The following is a 19,525-nucleotide window of genomic DNA, read 5'->3' on the forward strand; positions in this document are numbered from 1 at the left end:
GTTCAAGTTAGTAAAATAAAGTATCGTACTGTTTTATAAACAAAAATATGTTAATCTACTTCAGCTTTATTTTCTCTTATTCATATATTCTTCTAAAGTTAGTTTTTCCTTGTATATTTTTTCAGCAACATCCCCTACATAGCGAATGTGCCAAGGTTCATACGCATAAACAGTTATATTTTCTTTTTCCCTCGGATAACGAATGATAAATCCCGCACGATGCGCATTTTCTTTCAGCCATTTCCCTTCCTTAGTCTTAGCAAACGATAGCTCTAGTTCATTATTTGCACTTTTTGAAGAAACATCCATCGTTAAGCCTGTTTGATGTTCGCTATGTCCTGTTTTTTCAAAAAAGGACTCCCTGTACGTTTAAGATATCGACTTTTGTTTACTTCATTGTTTTCGGCACTCTGCATCTAGACGGTATATCCACTGGCCACGGTAAGACGCTATTTCAAATCCACAAAAAATAGATTACCTGCACACTAAAAAGTATAGCGCACAGGTAATCTAGTTGTTTTTAAGATTAATAAAAAACTAATTTATTCTTTGAATTCTTCCATCAATAATAGGTTGAATTGGTTCTGTTGCTTGTTTTATATAATCTACTAATGCTTCAAAATCAGTTGGTCCTGTTTCAGCATCTTTCCCGTTTTTAAAGGACACAAATCCATCTCCTCCTGAAGCTAAAAATGCGTTCGCAACGACGCTGTAAGTTTTAGAAGGAATAATTTCTTCTCCATTTGTTAAGCTAATACTTGTTACTTTTTCTCCATTAGGCTTGTTCGCATCCCAAGTGTATTGGATCCCTGAAATTTGAAGCATTCTTGTTATGTCTTTTTGCCATTGTTGATTTAAAATATCACGAATGTCCTGACCTGTTAAATTTACTTTTATTAATTGATTTCCGAATGGTTGAATACCATATATCTCTCCCCATGTAATATCACCAGCATCTAAGTCATTACGAATACCACCAGGATTCATAAGTGCAATTTGAGATTGCATTGTTGTACGCTGGGCATCAGCAACTAAATTTCCAAGAGTAGATTCACCAGCCGTATTTAGTTTGCGATCTAGTGGAGCAATAGACTTACCTACAACTTCATTAACAAGAGGTGCGATTTTTGCTTGATATTTCTCCATCTTCTTCTTTATTTTTTTATCAGGCTCCATACCTTCATGGTAAGTTGTAACAATTTCTGCTTTTTTCTCAACAATATCTTGTGTCTTACGATCAATCTTTACATCAACATCAGCAAAAGCCATACCATACGAATTTGCTTGTACGACAAGTTTATTATTAACAGTTCCATTTACATAAGTGTGGCTATGCCCACCAAAAATAACATCGACTTCTGGATCAGTCTCATTTGCTAATCGGACGATATCACCATTTGTTACGCCGTTCCCATCTGTTGTACCTCCGTTATGTGCAAGAACAACGATAGATTTAACGCCTAGTTTTTTTAATTGCTTTACGGATTTGTTAATAGCTTCAACTTCATCTGTAATTTCCACATTCTTTAGCATAGTAGGCATAACAAGGTTAGGAACATCCGTTGTTACGACTCCGATAAATCCAACAGGAACTCCTTGTACCTTTTTTATAGTGAATGGTGGTAAAAATAAACGACCAGTGGATTTATTATAGAAATTTGCGGCAACATATGGGAATTTTGCTCCTTTAAAATTCCCTGTTTTCTCATGGTACCCACCATAAATAAGGCGGTTCATTTCTGCAACACCTTCATCAAATTCATGATTTCCTATAGTTCCAACATCGAATTTCAAATCATTTAGAAATTCAATCGTAGGTTCGTCTTGTAATAATGCTGAAACAGGAGTACTTGCTCCAACAACATCGCCAGCATGTACCTTTAATGTATTCGGATTTTGTTTTTCACGATCACGTAAATAAGCTCCTAAGTACTCAATTCCCCCTGCATCTTTATTGTTAATTTTTTTTACAGTGTCTAGTTGCCCATGAAAATCGTTAATACCGAGCATTTGCACATCTATGTAGCGGTTTGGTTCTGTACTTGCTTGGGCTGAAGGCGCAGCAAATACACTAGTAAAAGTAACTGTACTTAGTGCTAAAGCAACTGGAATAATTTTTTTCAACATAAAATTTCTCTCCCCTAATTAAAATCTGACATAATACGATGTTATTTTAATATATTAAGAGAATTATTTCTATAAAAATTCAACTAATTATAAAAATTAATAAAATTTTATTGTTTTCTGACAAAATATTTCTTCCTCAAAAATGTGAAGGTGTAAAACGACAATTTTTAGAGGGAGATGATTATTTGTAGGCTGTAAGCCTACACTTTTGGATTAGGATATAAAGGCCCCCACTCAACTTAAGAAACTTCACTACCCAAAAGAAGAAAATGTGCATTTCTTTATTTTGAGGATTATTCAAAATATTATCTTGATAGTAATATAGCAATACATCTAAGTGACCTAAAAAAACTCTAATCAATAAATTTTTGCTGTTAAGAAGAATATTCAATTCGAAACTAATGAGTATATATCAACCTAACATCTCAATATCACCATTTAAAAATGAATAGAAATTTCATAATGGAAGATTACCGTTGTGCACTACTCCTAATTTAAAAAGATACTCCTGGATTTATCCAAGAGCATCTTTTATAAAGCTTTATTTTTACTTGTTTATAATTTATCGGTTAACAATTATATAGTTGTAATCAGTCCTTTAAAAATAATAGGAGTGCTTCATTAAATTCTTTGGCATGCGTTGCATTTAGCCCATGTGGACCACCCTTTATTAACGCTACTTTAGAATTAGGAATTGCTTCATGTGTTAATTTCCCACTATATTCAAATGGTACAGTTGCATCTGAATCACCATGAATAACAAGGGTAGGTATATTAACCTTGGCTAAATCGCCTCTGAAGTCAGTTTTGCTGAAAGCAGCGATACAATCTAGTGTTCCTTTAGGTGATGCACCCGCAGCGATATCCCTATTGTAAAGTCGAAATGGTTCACTAACTAAGTCAGTTCGATCTCCAGCAGCAAAAAATCCTTTCGTAAACTCATCAAGGAATGCTAGCCGATCACTTTTTACTCCATTTTCAAATCCTTGAATTGCTACATCATCTAATACACCCTCAGGATGATCTGCTGACTTGTAAAGGAATGGTGGTACAGCTCCTGCAAATACAGCCTTCTCTACTCTATTGGTTCCATATTTTCCAATATACCGAGCTACCTCGCCTCCACCCATAGAAAAACCAACAAGTGTGACATTTTGAAGCTCTAAATGTTCTAATAGTTGATGTAAATCAGAAGTAAAGGTATCATATTCATACCCTTCCCACGGCTGAGATGATTTTCCAAAGCCTCGACGATCATATGTTATAACTCTGTATCCAGCCTCAACAAGAGCGGGAACTTGGTATTCCCAAGATCGACCACTTAACGGCCAACCATGAATTAGTACAACTGGTTTTCCTATGCCATGATCCTCATAATATATCTCAATTGGTGCTTGATTTTCGGTTCCTACAGTAATTTTCGCCATTCTTCTACCTCCAAAAAATATTTTAATATATATCCTTTTCTTCAATAATCCGGATGAATCTCGTAACCTATTTATGCGTGTTTATGTTGTTAACTCTAAGCATGAAACTCTATTGTTCCAATGAATTCATTCTCTGTTTATGGAACAATTCCCCCTCTAATAACTTTTTCATCACAAAATAATTGCTGAATATTCCTCATATTCAATTCTAGTAACAAAAATAGGTGACTATCAATACTGTTCTATCTATAGAATGTATAGGTAAAACCAATCAATTTTATGGTGAAAATAACTATAGTCACCATCTATCCGAATTATAGATAATTTAGAATTGATTAATGAATCGGTTTTCAAATACTATAAATTTGTATAGCGCTTCATATTCTGTGAATGCTGTTATAACTAATATTATCGTTCAGCTTAGTTACAAACTAATCGTAACAAACGAAGAAAATCATGATAATATTCGACTATTTAAACTTTCTTCGATTACTTAATTTTTAGGAGGAATACATAATGGCTGATCTCTATTCTCGTATTAACAAAGATGATGCTGTCGTTCTTTTAGTAGATCATCAAACTGGTCTTATGTCCGGGCTAGTACGTGACTATGGTGTTGATGAATTCAAGAACAATGTTTTAGCTCTTGCTCACACTGCTAAGTTTTTTGATTTACCAGTTATTTTAACAACAAGCTTTGAAAACGGACCTAACGGACCTTTAATGCAAGAATTGGTTGATCTCTTTCCTCACTCACAAAAAATAGCTCGACCTGGACAAATTAACGCATGGGATAATGATGATTTTGTAAAAGCAATCGAAGAAACTGGAAAAAAACAACTTATCATCGCGGGCGTAGTTACGGACGTTTGTGTTGCTTTCCCGGCACTTTCCGCTATAAAAGCTGGATATGAAGTATTTGCTGTTACTGATGCTTCAGGAACTTTCAGTAAACAAGTTGCAGATGCTGCCAATACTCGTATGGCACATAATGGCGTGCAACTTATGAACTGGTTTAGCGTAGCTTGCGAATTACAACGCGATTGGCGCAACGATGTCGAAGGTTTTGGCAATTTGCTTGCTAGTAATCTTCCAGGCTATCAAAATATAATTGGAAGCTATATGGGAGCTCAGCGAGATCTTAGTAAACAAAATGCATAAATGTATTTCAAAGAAATAGCTTTAAATCACTTTCAAAAAAATGGATAGTATAAATTTAGTGCTGATTAAATCAGCACTCTCTTTTAAATTAAAAAGTATAGTAAAGCTTTTATTTTTACGATTACAGCTTATATTGACAGAAGATACATTACTTTCAAAATTTAATCTTAAATAATAAAAAAGGAGCGTTTTATTATGAGTAATTTAGAATTGTTAAACCCGGAGAACAGCGCCTTAATCTTGATTGATTTTCAGCCTCAAATGACTTTTGGTGTTGCAAGTATTGATAGACAAACATTAATTAATAACGTTATGCTGCTTGCTAAATCAGCAAAAACTTTTAACGTACCTACTATTCTTACTACAGTTGAAACACGCAGCTTTTCTGGTTATTTTTGGCCACAAATTCTTGACATATTCCCAAACCATGAAATTATAGAACGTAGTTCAATGAACTCTTGGGAAGATCTAAAATTTGTTGAGGCAGTTAAAGCAACAGGTAGAAAGAAATTAATATTTGCAGCACTTTGGACTGAAGTTTGCCTTGCATTCCCTGTGCTTGAAGCAATTAAAGCTGGATATGAGGTTTATGCAGTTGATGATGCTTCAGGTGGTACTAGTTTGACAGCGCATAACGCTGCTATGCGTCGTGTAGAACAAGCTGGTGCAATTCCAGTGACAGCGATTCAAGTTTTACTTGAATACCAACGCGACTGGGCACGCAAAGACACTTATGATGCTGTAATGGAAATTGTAAAGGAACACACTGGTGCTTATGGTCAAGGCGTAGAATACGCATATACTATGGTGCATGGCGCGCTTCCAAGCAGGAAAATATGAAACAAGAAGGAGTAGCTGTCGGAGAGACTCATACAGGGAACACGATGGATGCTGGCGATCCAGTAACAACGATTGTTACATGGGAAATTCAAGAAGGTAGCGAAAAACAGTTTGAAACATGGAGACATGAAATCGAAGCTGCTGCTACTAAATTCCCAGGGCATTTAGGCGTAAATCTAATAGTCCCCAATAACGAATCCAGGGAGTATACTGTTATTTTTCGTTTTGATACGTATGAGCATCTACGTGCTTGGCAAGAATCAGATGTTCGTCGAGATTTGTTAAAAACGGCAGAACAATTTCAAGCTACTAATCCAACTTACAAAACTGAAAGCAGTTTGGCTTATTGGTTTGTTACTCCGAAAACGCCAGTTCCACCGCCAAAATGGAAAATGTCTATTGTTACCCTTCTGGGTGTATGGCCTCTTAGCATGTTAGTTCCTAAAGTGATAGGACCTATAATAAAACATATGAATCCTATTATGTCAGCCTTTTTTGTTTCTGTATGTATAGTGTCCTTACTATCATGGGTAGTTATGCCGATTTTCGGTAAATTATTTCATCCATGGTTACAAAATAATAGGAAGTAGACGAGGTGTGAACATGAATTTACCGGATATGATCTTATATAACGGAAAAATTACTACCCTTGATCCCTCTCAACCTGAGGTATCTGCTATCGCCATAACTGATGGTTTAATAACTGCAGTAGGTGGAGATGAGCTTCTTGATAGTGCCACAGAAAAAACAAAAAAAATAGACCTTAAAAGAAAGAGAGCTATTCCAGGCCTGAATGACTCTCATATACACGTTATTCGTGGCGGTCTTCATTATAATATGGAATTACGATGGGAAGGTGTCCCTTCACTTGCCATTGCTCTCGAAATGCTCAAAGAACAGGCAAGGCGTACACCTGCTCCTCAGTGGGTAAGGGTAGTTGGAGGTTGGTCTGAATTTCAATTTAAAGAGAGACGGCTGCCAACTTTGGAAGAGATTAATGCTGTTTCTGAAGACACACCTGTCTTTGTGCTACATCTTTACGATAGAGCACTTGTAAATCGTGTTGGGCTGCGTGCACTGGGATACACAAAAGATACTCCAGACCCTCCAGGCTGTTTAATTGAGCGGGATAAACAAGGTAATCCAACGGGCCTTTTAATTGCGAATCCTAACGCTTCTATTCTTTATTCAAGTTTGGGTAAAGCTCCAATACTTAATTTTGACGACCAGATTAATTCAACTCGCCATTTTATGCGCGAATTAAATAGATTAGGTATTACAAGTGCCATTGACGCAGGTGGCGGTTTCCAAAATTATCCTGATGATTACAAAGTTGTTGAACATTTAGCCGAGAAGGAACAATTAACTTTGCGTATTGCTTATAATCTATTTACGCAAAATCCTAATCATGAATATGAAGACTTTGCTTCATGGGCAAAAATTGTTTCTCCAGGTCAAGGAAATGATAAGTATAAAATGAATGGTGCCGGAGAAATGTTAGTATTCTCGGCAGCCGATTTTGAAAAATTTCAAATGCCACGGCCCGAACTAGCTACGATGATGGAAGCTGACTTAAAGAAAGTAATTTCTCTATTGGTAGAAAACCGTTGGCCATTTCGTTTACATGCAACTTATGACGAGTCAATAACACGTTTCTTAAATGTATTTGAGGAAGTCAACAAAGAAATTCCTTTTAATGGTCTACGATGGTGGTTTGACCATGCAGAAACAATCTCAGATCGCAGTATGGAACGTGTTAAGGCTTTAAATGGCGGTATTGCCATCCAAGACCGCATGGCTTTTCAAGGTGAATACTTTGTTGATTTATACGGAAAGGAAGCTGCAAAGCGTACTCCTCCGATTTATCGTATGTTAGACCTGGGTATACCTGTTGGTGCCGGTAGTGATGCAACCAGGGTTTCTAGCTATAATCCTTGGGTTGCTCTTTACTGGATGGTTGCCGGAAAAACCATTGGCGGTCTTTCGATATACGATGAAAAAAATAAACTTGATAGAAAAGTAGCCCTGGAATTATATTCAAAAGGAAGTGCATGGTTCTCTGGTGATGAAGGTAAAAAGGGAACCCTTGCAGTAGGTCAGTTTGCTGATATTGCTGTATTGTCTGCCGACTACTTTACTGTGCCAGAAGAAGAAATCAAAGACCTTGAATCATTACTCACCATTATGGGTGGGCAGGTTGTTTATGGAAATGATGAATTTAAAAATTTATCACCTGAACTGCCGCCAGCATCACCTGATTGGGCACCGACGGGAGTTTATGGTTATGGTGGTGCTAACCTAGCCCACACTATACTTTCTCACGATGCCCATGATCACAAGTTACATAGTTGCAGTAACCCTCTCCATCAACACACTCATACTGTAATAGGAAAAGATGGAACTAAATGGGGTATTGGTTGTACTTGCTTTGCTTTCTAAGTCAAAACCACCGGTATAATGCCGGTGGTTTTCTTTCTACAATAAGGGTTTGGAGCCGAAGACGGATCCAAATAGTATTGGTATTAAGATCATAATGGTAATATGGGCTCTATGTAGATTCGAAATAGCAGTATATCCCTAACGAAATCTATTACTATGCAATAAGACCGAATAGTTGATTGATTAACTTGATTTGTTTTTTGACAGACTTCTTTCCTTGCAAAGTTTGTCCTTTTTCCCTTAAGTAAAAGTCAATGGTATTCCCATTTAAATCGGATACACCACACATATAAATCCACTGCCCTTTGACTTTAATATAGGTCTTATCCCAAGAATTATGTATCATTTTTAATTCTCACACTATAATCATTATTGTTTCTATTATACTGATACTTTTTCAGGCTCATTTAACTTCTGCATAAAGATACGTGCTGCAAAACTTAAAAATTTATCATCAAAGTGAATAAGATTAATATCCTGACTTGGTGTCGGATCAGTAATACGAACCATGCTCAAATTATCATTATTAACAAAGTCAACCAGTGAAAGAGGTATTATGGCAACCCCATGTCCATTGTATACAAGGCTCAATAGAGAAATAGAAGATTTTGTTTCTATGTTTGCTTCAGATAAAGATAACCCTAAACTCTCAGAATATATCTTAATAGATTCCCGACAACTACATGAAACCATTATTCTACTGAGCCCTGCTAATTCTCGAAAAGAAACAAATGATTTTTCATTCAAAGGATGGTTTTTTGGAATTACAAGGACGAGCTCTTCGCTATACAAAAGGGTGCTTGTTAATGTGTCTGGAATTTGAGCACTACGTGTGATCCCTAAATCAATATTTTTGTCAACGATTTGATTTACAGCAACTTCGGACTCTATAATTTTTACTACGATGTTGGGATAATGTTGTTGAAACTTCATAATATAAGGTGTTAAATAAGTGAGATCCTCTAATAAACCTCCTATAGTAATCACACCTCTTTTTACACCCTTTAATTCAAAAATTTCATTATAAACGTCATCAAATTGTTGCATGATAAATTTTCCTTTATCAAATAGCAGCTTACCCGCTTCAGTCATTTTGATCCCTCTTCCAACTCGATGAAACAAGGGTGTATCAAGTTCACCTTCTAAAACACGTATTTGTTGACTTAAAGTCGGCTGTGAAATACCTAGAACTTCCGCAGCTTTAGTAAAACTATTATTATTACAAACTTGAATAAAATACTCTAAATGACGTAATTCCATTCTTGATACCCACTCTCCGCTTTATGAAAGATTTATAATGAAAAGGACGATATGTATACGTTATACATAACAACTATCTTTCCTACTATATCAATTGCAATTACATGATTTATTCATTTTGTATTACAATAAATTTACTACCATTTATTAATTTTTCCTCCTATTTATTTAACTTATATTTAATTAGGATATTACTAAACAGAAATAATCTCCAAAAACTCACAATTCCTGTGCGTAATATCCTAACTTTTTCAACTGTTCAATTATCATTTTTTCTCCATATAGTCCAAACTACCAAATATTTGCCGAATCCCCTCTTTATGCTGAAGGAAAATAGTATCCATTAATTCACTATCTTCTAAAATAATTGACGCATACGTGACACGGCGGTCTTTAGGACATGGTTTTCACCTCTTCTTTTCCAACCTATCCACTACATACGTGATACTACTACTTGCAGGTAATATTTTGTCTCCAATTTTTTTATAGGCTGATTGCCTTTACTGTATAGTAGCTCAAGCAATGCAAAATTAGTTGGATTAAGTCCATAATTTTTTATATCCTTTTCAATACGCTTAGTAATTGACTGTACTGCCCTTGATAATATAACAAATAACTTTAAAGATAAGCTCTCATCGTTAATCACGCTCATAATTACCAATCCTTTACAAGTTATCTTGAATTCGAGATTCATTATATTATCGTCTAAATATTATGTCAATAATCCTTTTTAGTTTTATTACACCACTTATAATTTATTTCTCAACATGAGACATATGGAATTAGAAGAAAACAATTGTTAATATATAAGTATCTCAATTACGTTATTTCTTTTAAAGAGAGCTTGTTTTCTAACGCAAGTTCTCTTTTGTCATATTCTAAATTGAATCCGGACAAATTTCAGATGATGAGTCTGCCCCTGTATATAATATGGTTTTAAAAAAAAGATTAGAGCCCTCCTACAAGAAGGAGAGCTCTAATCTTTCATATAAATATTCACCATTTTTATCATTGCGGGGACATCAAAACTTTAACTTGATGGGGATATGGCACTACCTCAATTAATAAATATTACTAACCATATACCTATGGTTAATATCTATCATATTTTTTATAAACAGGATTAATGAGATTTAAAAAAAGATTTCTTTTTCTTTACTCGTAATAAATCACCTGTCCATCCTTTGACTCGCATATACAAATACATACCACCTGTTGTGAAAATAATAAATAAGAGAGCGATTAAATAGCTATATTTCCATTCTAGTTCAGGCATATATTTAAAATTCATCCCCCACAATGCTCCTAAGGCCGTCAAAGGCGTACTTACAGCAGTTAATACAGTAAGGGCTTTCATAATTTCATTCCCACGATGAGAAGAAACAACTTCTTGTAAATGAATCATCGTGTCTAATTCTTCTTGGTACTCTTTAACAAGTTGTAATCCACGCTCTAATTTTACGTGTGTTTGTTTATAACAAAGGGTGTTTGTTATGTTTTCTAACCAAGCTTCTTTCAGGCCTTGTAACACTTCTTGTATTAAGCGAAACACATGTGTGTTCATAAATAATTCATGACGAATATGATAAATTCTTTCTAAAACTGCTATGTTATTATGATGATAAAAATCCCATAATACATTTCTAAAATGGTTTTCAAAATAGTCAACCTCTCGCAAATAGTGAGATATAAACATTGATAAGATGGCACATAATCCTTCAGCGGAACTATTACAATTTTTTATACCCATAGGGAAATTATGTATTAATTCTTGAAAATCCTCTTCCTCTTTTTCCTGGACCGTTATCAATATTCCATGAGCTACGAAATAATGAAGAAATTTTTGAATTTTGGCGTCCTTTTTATCTTGATCATATAAAAACGAACCATATACACAAGTTTGACTTGGTGATAACGTATAAACATATAATCCATTTTCACAAGGAGAACTTATTTTCTTTACAAATTGAGAGAAATAAGATGTTACATCACGAGGGATTATAGAAGAAAGTTTTTCAAGCTCACTAGTTTTCACATGATACCAATTCCATTTCGGCATTTTTATGCATTCCATATTATTCTTCCTTTCTGAATAGTTTTATGTTTGATCGAATAATATCCGTAATATGAAATTTGTATGTAGGTATTCATGTCTTCGAGGAAAAGTTTTTAGATCATCTAAATTACAAACTAAATGGCATAGGAGGTCTTATTCTGTTAGAAGGAAGACCCCCTATATATTAGTTATTTGTATTCTCAATTTTAAACATTTCCTCTATACAAGCACTTTTTATCTTTTCTTATTTATATGTGGAGAAGAAGCCACATAATTTGGCCGTCTATTCAACGAACTCCATTTCGGTCGTTATTATAATTTGGATTCATATGCAGATTGATTGGTGATGTCGTCACATACTTGACTTCCAATCATATAGTATCCATGAAGTGCAGCCTCTTTCGAAGCGTCTACCATACGGAAAGAAGAAATTTCACCTTGCATTTTTTCAATTCGTTTTTTGTGGATATCTACTATTCCTCCTGTCCAAATAATAGTGTCATACTGGTCTAACTTAAATTGTTCTTGTAATACACGCATAACGTCTTGGAAGTGTGTATCCAACTCTTTTTGAATCAAAGTATCAACCTGACTTGTCTGAGGATTTTCTTCTCGACCTCCATATCCTTTTTCTAATATTTTTGGCATGTCGTTAATATGCAAGTGATTACTTTCCCCCGCATGATTCTGCAGGATATTCTTAATATTTTTCAAAGGCTTGCTACATCCTAGTTCTGTCTCATAATGATTTAAAATGACATTCTGTTTCATATCTGTCATTTCTAATGTACGAAATCCACCATCAATAATTAAGATACGATCTCGTTCCTGAATGATTCCCTCTTTTAAGAAATAGGCATGTAAAGCGACCGGTTGCTGAAGAATCAAAGCATTTTCCACCGTAATATTAATAAATTTCCCATCAATTTGCACGGAAGTTTCTTTTTTTAATACATTTTGTAATTGTTCATGCTGACTACCAAAACAAGTAACGGGAAGCCCGGTAACAACTAAAGGTAACACGATATTTTCTTTATAATCCTTTGCAATGCAACCAAATATTTGTTGTTTAAACTGTTCGCTTTCATAATAATTTTCTATTTCTTCGTCAAATGGAGGAAGAAATGAAGCGTCAGATTGATGTGCTTCATTTCCCATGTAGTATGCAAAGTCTAAGTCTATAAAACTTACCTTTGTTAAATCTTCACTTTCAGCATGATTAGGTACAGGGGCTAGTGTGGAAGCTTCACTCTTAATCGTCACCTCAGAATCTACATCCTGTCGATATGCCCGCTTGGTAAAGCCAATTCCTACATCAATTGCATACAGAGATTTCATACTTTTTTCCTCACTTTCTCTTTTTAGAATTAAATCTAAGCACTCTCTTCTTTCCCTTCTTTCATATATTTCTTTTCATTTTTCGTTTTCTCCCCGTCTATGTCCTTACTATTTTGATTTATTTCGTAATCCTTTTCATCTTTTTTCTTTTTGTTATTTTCGTTTTCTGTTAAATCTTTAATGGTAGAAATGACAACTGGTGTGGCTGTAAGCAGTTGTGGTAATGTTTGTTTTGCAACATTAGCTGCAGTTACAGAGAATTGTTTACTTGTCTCAGTTACCTTCTCTAATGTTTCCTTTATGTTTCCTTCTTGTAGTTTGTCTTTTACGCTTTTTCCTTTTGTTTGTATAGCTTTCCGATTTTCTTTTTTTAATAAGGAGACCATGACTCCAGTCGTAATCCCGATCACAGTATATTTAAATATTGTATGTTTCATTTTTCTCACCCTTCTCTACTTTTATTTTCTTCAATACTAACTTCCGATTTATCAGATGTTGCAATCTATTAGAGAGAATGATAGTTTTGCGGCTGCCTATCACTCGCCATTGGTGTTTCAGCTGTTACTAGGAGTAAAATTCTCCCTTGATCTAGTTTTTCTTCATATAAGTTAGCTTCCTCCTTCGACAACCCCATTTCTTCCATTTGATTTCGGAGTTCGTCCCCTTTTTTGGAGAAAAAGTTGATAATACTTGTGCCCAATCCTTGTTCTTTTACTCCAATCGTATTTGTGTTTGTATCATCCGCAATCCTTTTTGTTAGATGTTTTTCATGTGCTAAGACATAAATGTCATCTTGGCGAATCCCTTGCAATTCTAGCTCTTTTACTTTCATAACTACTTCCTGTTCATTTTGATATTCATGAACCACCGGTTTTCTTTCATTCTTATGCATGGTATCTTTCCTCCTTTAGATTTTTTATTTAGTTGTTATGTAATATGTAATACACCTATTTTAAAGATGTTAAACCTAAATTTTCAAAAAACTTAATACAATAGGTTATTAATGTTTTTGAATATCAAAGCGATGTCACGAGAACTTTACTTTAATAAAAGCGTTACAAATAACGATTTGTTTGGAAGGCAAGCCCCTTATTTTATAGAAAATTTCTATTTAGAAAAAGTTACAAAAGGAGTACAAGATATTTTTTTCGTTAATTAAATCAAAGGAAAATATAAAAACACTCCTTTTCAAAGAGTGCTTTTAAAAAACATATAACCTAATAAAAATGTTTCTATTTTGATTACAGAAAGAAAGTCTTTATTAAAACATATGGTTGCTAATTTAATTGCGATCTTCCTTGCACCCAAGCAGCAATATCATTTATAACATACTCAGGTATATTAGCAGGACTATAATATTCATCCGGCTTACTTATTTCCCCATCACCCTCTGTAAAGAAATGATTTAACTTTGGATATAGTCGATAATCAACGTTATCTCGTTCTTTTAATTGTTCTTTCCAAAGAGGAATTTCGATTTTTGATTGAACTTGATAGTCTCTTTCTCCTTGAATAATAAGAAGCGGTGTCTTTTGTTCTTTTGACATTTCTGCTGCTTTAATTTTCCGGATAGAATCCCAAAATACTGCTGATCCTAAGTAAAAATCTTTTGGGGGATTCTGACTAGAGAAATTGGGATCATTTAATAATTCAAATTGCGATTTGTAGAATTTATATTCCTCTAGGTTCATTGCTCCAATAGAAAAAAGGTACTCAAATTGATCTAAAACAACGTCTTGGATCGTACGAGCTGGCCCTCCCATTACAATTGCCCCAGCAATATTTTGATTTTGGTCTTTTTCAATCATTTTCGGAAGCATCATTCCACCTTGACTATGACCCAGAATATAAATTTGATTCTTATCTATTAGAGGCTCATTTTTAAGAAATTGAGTTACAAGAAGAGCATCATCTGTTGTCTCTTTATCAACTGTATAAAAGGGACTGAATTGTGTTTTCAACCCATGTTCATATGTTCGTTTATTATAGCGAAGGACAGCAATTCCCTTCGATGCAAGACCTTCAGCTAAATCGCGAAATGGTTTTAAAGCAAACGCTGTTTCATCCTGATCAGTTGCTCCAGATCCTTGAACAAGAATAACCGCTGGGAAAGGACCCTTTCCTTTTGGAACAGACAATGTTCCTGGTAATGGAAATGCACCACTTCCAACTACCACTTCTTTATCAACAAATGATTCAGGCTTACTATATGATGGACGCTCTGCAACAGGACTAAACGACATGCTGAGTTGAAAATCGTCTATTTTTCCAGATGGATCTAGTTTTATTAGTAAAGGTACAGTCATTTGTTCAAAAACTAATTGAATCTCCACATTTGTATGAACAGGATTTGTCTCTTTTTGTGTAACCTCTCCAATTTCTATAAAAGAACCTGCTTGTAATTGAACTGGCAGTCCCTCCCAATAGCTCTTCAACCATTCTTTGGATATTATTTTCTGTAATGACCTTGAGGTTAAATCAAATGCAGATTTATAATCTTCACTATTCATATGGCGAATAAATGAAAGAGTAGTAGATATAATAGGATTTTCATCATCACTATTGTCTACTTTTTTTATAGTTGTGTTTGCTTCCTTTAATTTCGAAATAAATTGGTGGTTAAACAGATAATTATATGTATCAGGATATAAGCTTGTTTTCAATACTTCCGTATTCCGTCCCTCATACAAACTTGAAGAACTCGTAAAATTTTCAGGTGAAATTACTTCCTCCGCATATGAGACTGAGGGAATTATTATTGTACAAATTGCACTGACAAGTAATAACTTATTACTTATTCTTCTTTTCTTACCCATAATTATTGATTCTCCTTTCAAAATTAAAAATTTCTAATACAGTGTGCCAAATACTATAAGGAAAATAAAAATTATCAAAGAGATTAATAATCTATTTTACGATCCCCCCTAACAAGTTAAAAAGCTATCATTAACAAACTTCAATAAAAAACGCCTTCCCCCTCTTTTTTTATCATTGGATTTTCCAATGACATAGAAGCACAGCGCTGAATTACATGTAACTGACCCATGGGATTCTCTATTCCAAAAGAAAAAAGCACCCCACTAGATGCTTTCTTTAATTGTTCTCACTATAATTTATTTAGATAATTCTCTTATTACTGTAAGATAAATTTATTCTAGTTCCTAAATCCCACTTATTTCTTAATTCACTCATACCAATATAAAACCAAATAACCTGCCATCAAAAAATAAAGAAAACAGGTTATTTGGCTATTCATTCCGTAAGCTTAATGCTCAAGTCAATCTTTCTTCACACGGTTAAACTTTATTAAGAAAACCTTAAGGAATTTCCCTCTATATTTATAAGAATTTTTTTCTATACTGAATCATGTAAATGAACAAGAGGAGAAACGATCATGAAGAAATTTGTAATTTGCATACTAGGAATAGGCCTACCTATATACTTACTACCTTTCATATTACGCGGAGATTTAGACAGATTTAATCCGATTGCTGAAGAAAAAAATGTATACGCTATTGCGGAGGAATATGGCGTTCCAGATTACCATCATAAAGGAAGAGCTATGTACTCGCTAAAAGGTGTTGATGAATTAAGGAATGAGAAGGAATATAAAGTAGGAACGAACACTCCTAATGATTTTATAAGAAAAACTTACTTAAAAATTCATGTGAAAGGTAAGTATGTCTATTCCTACGACATTATTTCTGAAAAGGACATTCCGGAGAAAATAAGGGGACAATTGGAGATAGCAAATAAATAAAAGAGCCAATGCGTACGAGTTGGCTCTTTATTATCTCTCCCACCTACCGTTAGGCTATCTTCCTACACATACTTGAGGTGGGAGAATCCTTTCGGTAAATTTATTACATTCGCTATCATTGTTTTAATAACCATTCTTCAATTACTTTCACTGTTTCATCTTGTTGTGCTTTTGACGTAATTAAGCTCGCATTATCACCTTTTTGCTCACCATACATGCCAAAATGAGCATGGTTTCCGCCTTTTATCATGTGCATAGTTGTATTCTTTGACATTAACTTTTTATTGTTCTCTATTTTTTCTACAGTTGCTAAAGCATCTACTTCCCCATAAATTGATAACATCGGAATCGATTTGATAGAAAAATCTTCTGCAGGATACGAACCTAAGAAAATGATCCCCTCTACCTTGTCTTCATGTTGAAAGGCATACTTAGAAATCATAGCTCCCCCCATTGAATGCCCCGCAACATACCATTTTTGAACTTCAGGATACTTTTCAATTACACTGTCTACCGCATTGATTCCAAGTATCGCTAAGTTTAATGGTAACTTAGGCATCACTACAAAATGCCCATCTTTTGCAAGAGCTTCCCCTAAGTAACTATAAGATTCAACTTCTACTTTAGCACCTTGATAAAAAATAACCCCTATTTTAGCCTCTTTCTCTCCAAAAACTATATTATCCTCATCTTTTTTATCATCTACTAACGACAAAGCCTCTTTCGTTGGTTTATAAGTAAACTGAGACCAAACAAAAAACGTAACACTTCCCATAAGTAAAATACCTAGTAAAGAGTATAGAACAATTTTCATCCACTGCTTCACATGTATGCCCTCCCTAAGATGTGTATATTCTATATTCTATACTTTAAATTATCATTACTATACTTATCGAATAATCTTAACTAATAAAGTGAAACTTTAATCAGTGGGGGTTTTGTTCATCCCCCACTGATTATTAGTTGAACCAATCGGGCTTTTACGGGCAGTTGATCCCCCACCTAACTTCTTTGCTTCCGCTGAATTTTGAGGTGGGGGTCTTACTGCCCGTTAATGCGGGATAAGTTTAGAAAAAATAATACGAGCCCTGAAATGCCGTTTTAACATAAATTCATATATTATTTTAAAACGTAAGCTTCATAAGCTAAATAAAATTTTATAAAGAAAAAGCCGATTTCCTTATCGTATAGGAAATCGGCTTTTGGCTTAGTTATTGATTTAGTAATAAAAAACACCTTGTTAAGATAACCTCGTTCACTATAAACGTTGATCTTTCTGGAAGTTTAGACGAAAATGATCTTCATCATTATATACCCCAAATTCATACCCTTGCTCTTTATAAAATTTAATAATTTCAGGAAGAGCTTGTAATGTTTGCGCCTTTTCATGCATTAAAACAACTTCTACTTCTTCTGTTGTTTGTTTCTTTACATTTTCGATAATCTGAGTTGGATTATCTTTTAATTTCCAATCATTTGAGTCTATTGTCCAATCCCAAACTTTTATTGCTGCTTCTACAATTTGATTCCGAATTTCCTCTCCCTTTAATCCTGGTGCAGATCCATATGGCGGACGGACCAGTTTAGGATTTGTACCCGTAATATTATGAATAAGATCTAACGTTTCTTTCATCTCTGGTACAAATTGTCCTTTTTTGTATAGCTTCTCACTATTATGTGTCATACTATGAGCACCAATATAATGTCCTTCTTTTACCGTTCGTTTTACGTTTTCCTGAAAACCTGTATTTTGTAAATTGCTACCTTGCATAAAAAATGTAGAGGCAACATTTTGCTCTTTGAGTACATCTAAAATTTTCCCAGTTAATTCGCTAGGACCGTCATCAAATGTTAAATACACAACTTTTCCTACCGGTTTTCCATCAGGTCTTTTCTGTTTTGTCGGTGGTGTTTCCTTTTTCTTTTCTTGTTGTTGCGTATTAACTTGTTTACTATTTTCATTAGCTACTCCCCTTGCTGGGATAGAGTTCCATTTCCCTATTAAAAAGAATGTGAAAAAGGTCGTTGCTAAAACAACTCCTAGAGATATTATTACCTTAGTTAATCGACTTGTTTTTTTCTTACTTTGTGATTCTTTCATTATTTTTCGATCCTTTCCCTATTAATTTTCATATTCGTTATTTATAAGGCTGAGCCTTTACTCGACTGAATCATTCGTTTCAACCGGTGTTTACAATAAATAGATTAATAGAGATGGATAAAGATAAAATGCAGATAATGTCGAAATCAGTTAAAGAATAAAGTTAAGTTAATTCTTAAATTTGAAAACTGGATATACACCAAAAATAAAAAATACTACTCTTCCTAATTAAGATTTAGAAAGAATAGTATTTTTCTATTTGCCTATTTTATTACATCGTAAAATAATTAATAATGCCATCCACAATTCCTTTTTGCGATTTTGCTTGGAATTCTTCTGAATTCATTCTTTTTTCATCACTCGCATTAGATGTAAACCCTAATTCTATTAGGATAGCCGGAGAAGGATTTTCTCGTAAGACAAGAAAATCACTGCCATGAACGCCTCTATCTCGGCTGTCTATATTTTGATCAAAAATAGCTTCTTGTACGATCTTAGCTAATTTTTTATCTTTCCTTTTATTAGATCCATAATGAGTTGTTATTCCTTTTACATTTGTATCCTCAAAAGCATCATGATGAATGCTAATATAAAGATCCGCCGCATGTTCTTTCACTACTTTGACACGCGCTTGCAATTCTTCCTTTTGTTTTGTTTCTGAAAGTAAACTCGCATCTTTTTCACGTGTTAATATAACTTTTGCATCCGTTCTTTCTTCTAATTCTTTCTTTATATTTTGTGCTACTTTTAAATTAAGCTCTTTTTCAATCGTTCCAAATTTCTTTCCTTTCGTCCCTCTATCTCCTCCACCATGCCCTGGATCAATTACAATTGTTTTTCCTCTTAATCGTAAATCCTCTTGTGATATATTTTTATGCCCCTTAGCATGTATGAAACTAACTCCTGTGCCCATTATTAATATTATAAATAAAAGCAATGTCGCTCTTTTTTTCATTTTAACAATCTCCTTATTAGCTTTTCATTCAGTTTCTAATGAAAATAGTAATGAATGCTGA

At 34.2% G+C, this 19,525-nt stretch carries 18 protein-coding genes and 2 pseudogenes; 6 read left to right on the plus strand and 14 right to left on the minus strand.

Features of this window, described 5'->3' with window-relative positions:
• Positions 1-66: 66 nt before the first annotated feature.
• The 3 genes and pseudogenes from NSS97_RS16030 to NSS97_RS16040 form a co-directional block, all read right to left on the minus strand.
• Positions 67-348: pseudogene (locus NSS97_RS16030) on the minus strand (M15 family metallopeptidase); the annotation flags it as partial.
• Positions 349-537: 189 nt separating this feature from the next.
• On the minus strand, positions 538-2,127 hold the full coding sequence (locus NSS97_RS16035) for a bifunctional metallophosphatase/5'-nucleotidase (protein WP_341113350.1): 1,590 nt from the start codon (positions 2,125-2,127) through the stop codon (positions 538-540).
• 590 nt (positions 2,128-2,717) lie between these two features.
• Positions 2,718-3,554, minus strand: coding sequence for an alpha/beta fold hydrolase (locus NSS97_RS16040; protein WP_044440378.1), 837 nt, complete (start codon positions 3,552-3,554; stop codon positions 2,718-2,720).
• Positions 3,555-4,070: 516 nt separating this feature from the next.
• Here NSS97_RS16040 and ycaC point away from each other — a divergent pair.
• From ycaC to NSS97_RS16060, 4 genes are all read left to right on the plus strand, one after another.
• Positions 4,071-4,715, plus strand: coding sequence for an isochorismate family cysteine hydrolase YcaC (gene ycaC, locus NSS97_RS16045; protein ID WP_044440380.1), 645 nt, complete (start codon positions 4,071-4,073; stop codon positions 4,713-4,715).
• A 195-nt stretch (positions 4,716-4,910) separates the two neighbouring features.
• Positions 4,911-5,555: an isochorismatase family protein gene (locus tag NSS97_RS16050; protein ID WP_107886644.1), complete on the plus strand. Its 645-nt coding sequence runs from the start codon at positions 4,911-4,913 to the stop codon at positions 5,553-5,555.
• On the plus strand, positions 5,552-6,145 hold the full coding sequence (locus NSS97_RS16055; protein ID WP_044441728.1) for an antibiotic biosynthesis monooxygenase: 594 nt from the start codon (positions 5,552-5,554) through the stop codon (positions 6,143-6,145). The genes NSS97_RS16050 and NSS97_RS16055 overlap by 4 nt, the downstream gene beginning before the upstream one ends.
• Before the next feature lie 13 nt (positions 6,146-6,158).
• A complete protein-coding gene (locus tag NSS97_RS16060; RefSeq protein ID WP_341113357.1) occupies positions 6,159-7,994 on the plus strand; it encodes an amidohydrolase in 1,836 nt (611 codons plus the stop codon).
• A gap of 154 nt (positions 7,995-8,148) precedes the next feature.
• On the opposite strand, the gene NSS97_RS30520 is transcribed toward NSS97_RS16060, so the two are convergent.
• The 7 genes and pseudogenes from NSS97_RS30520 to NSS97_RS16095 form a co-directional block, all read right to left on the minus strand.
• Entirely contained in the window at positions 8,149-8,340 is a 192-nt protein-coding gene (locus tag NSS97_RS30520) for a DDE-type integrase/transposase/recombinase (RefSeq protein ID WP_044441732.1), read from the minus strand.
• Positions 8,341-8,375: 35 nt separating this feature from the next.
• Complete coding sequence (locus NSS97_RS16070; RefSeq protein WP_044441733.1) at positions 8,376-9,254, minus strand: LysR family transcriptional regulator; 879 nt, start codon at positions 9,252-9,254, stop codon at positions 8,376-8,378.
• 219 nt (positions 9,255-9,473) lie between these two features.
• A pseudogene (locus tag NSS97_RS16075) lies at positions 9,474-9,906 on the minus strand (MarR family winged helix-turn-helix transcriptional regulator).
• 471 nt (positions 9,907-10,377) lie between these two features.
• Positions 10,378-11,328 (minus strand): magnesium transporter CorA family protein, encoded by a 951-nt coding sequence (locus NSS97_RS16080; RefSeq protein ID WP_044441736.1) that lies wholly within the window; start codon positions 11,326-11,328, stop codon positions 10,378-10,380.
• A 294-nt stretch (positions 11,329-11,622) separates the two neighbouring features.
• A complete protein-coding gene (locus tag NSS97_RS16085) occupies positions 11,623-12,648 on the minus strand; it encodes a ParM/StbA family protein (RefSeq protein ID WP_341113361.1) in 1,026 nt (341 codons plus the stop codon).
• 35 nt (positions 12,649-12,683) lie between these two features.
• Positions 12,684-13,085, minus strand: a complete 402-nt coding sequence (locus NSS97_RS16090) for a hypothetical protein (protein WP_044441739.1) — start codon at positions 13,083-13,085, stop codon at positions 12,684-12,686.
• A 68-nt stretch (positions 13,086-13,153) separates the two neighbouring features.
• A complete protein-coding gene (locus tag NSS97_RS16095; protein ID WP_044441740.1) occupies positions 13,154-13,540 on the minus strand; it encodes a general stress protein in 387 nt (128 codons plus the stop codon).
• 111 nt (positions 13,541-13,651) lie between these two features.
• Here NSS97_RS16095 and NSS97_RS16100 point away from each other — a divergent pair, with 111 nt between their 5' ends.
• Positions 13,652-13,807, plus strand: a complete 156-nt coding sequence (locus NSS97_RS16100; RefSeq protein WP_080784555.1) for an acyl dehydratase — start codon at positions 13,652-13,654, stop codon at positions 13,805-13,807.
• A 118-nt stretch (positions 13,808-13,925) separates the two neighbouring features.
• On the opposite strand, the gene NSS97_RS16105 is transcribed toward NSS97_RS16100, so the two are convergent.
• Positions 13,926-15,464 (minus strand): alpha/beta hydrolase, encoded by a 1,539-nt coding sequence (locus tag NSS97_RS16105; protein ID WP_044441741.1) that lies wholly within the window; start codon positions 15,462-15,464, stop codon positions 13,926-13,928.
• Positions 15,465-16,042: 578 nt separating this feature from the next.
• Between NSS97_RS16105 and NSS97_RS16110 the strand changes: the two genes are divergently transcribed.
• Positions 16,043-16,408: a YxeA family protein gene (locus tag NSS97_RS16110; RefSeq protein WP_002013629.1), complete on the plus strand. Its 366-nt coding sequence runs from the start codon at positions 16,043-16,045 to the stop codon at positions 16,406-16,408.
• A 115-nt stretch (positions 16,409-16,523) separates the two neighbouring features.
• On the opposite strand, the gene NSS97_RS16115 is transcribed toward NSS97_RS16110, so the two are convergent.
• The 3 genes from NSS97_RS16115 to NSS97_RS16125 all read right to left on the minus strand — a co-directional run bounded on the left by NSS97_RS16115 (position 16,524) and on the right by NSS97_RS16125 (position 19,464).
• Positions 16,524-17,234, minus strand: a complete 711-nt coding sequence (locus NSS97_RS16115; protein ID WP_044441744.1) for an alpha/beta hydrolase — start codon at positions 17,232-17,234, stop codon at positions 16,524-16,526.
• A 432-nt stretch (positions 17,235-17,666) separates the two neighbouring features.
• On the minus strand, positions 17,667-18,509 hold the full coding sequence (locus NSS97_RS16120) for a polysaccharide deacetylase family protein (protein ID WP_341113365.1): 843 nt from the start codon (positions 18,507-18,509) through the stop codon (positions 17,667-17,669).
• A 271-nt stretch (positions 18,510-18,780) separates the two neighbouring features.
• On the minus strand, positions 18,781-19,464 hold the full coding sequence (locus tag NSS97_RS16125) for an N-acetylmuramoyl-L-alanine amidase family protein (RefSeq protein ID WP_113735225.1): 684 nt from the start codon (positions 19,462-19,464) through the stop codon (positions 18,781-18,783).
• Positions 19,465-19,525 lie beyond the last annotated feature (61 nt).

It is taken from the genome of Bacillus sp. FSL R12-0074, assembly GCF_038005725.1.
Lineage (GTDB): Bacteria > Bacillota > Bacilli > Bacillales > Bacillaceae_G > Bacillus_A > Bacillus_A mycoides.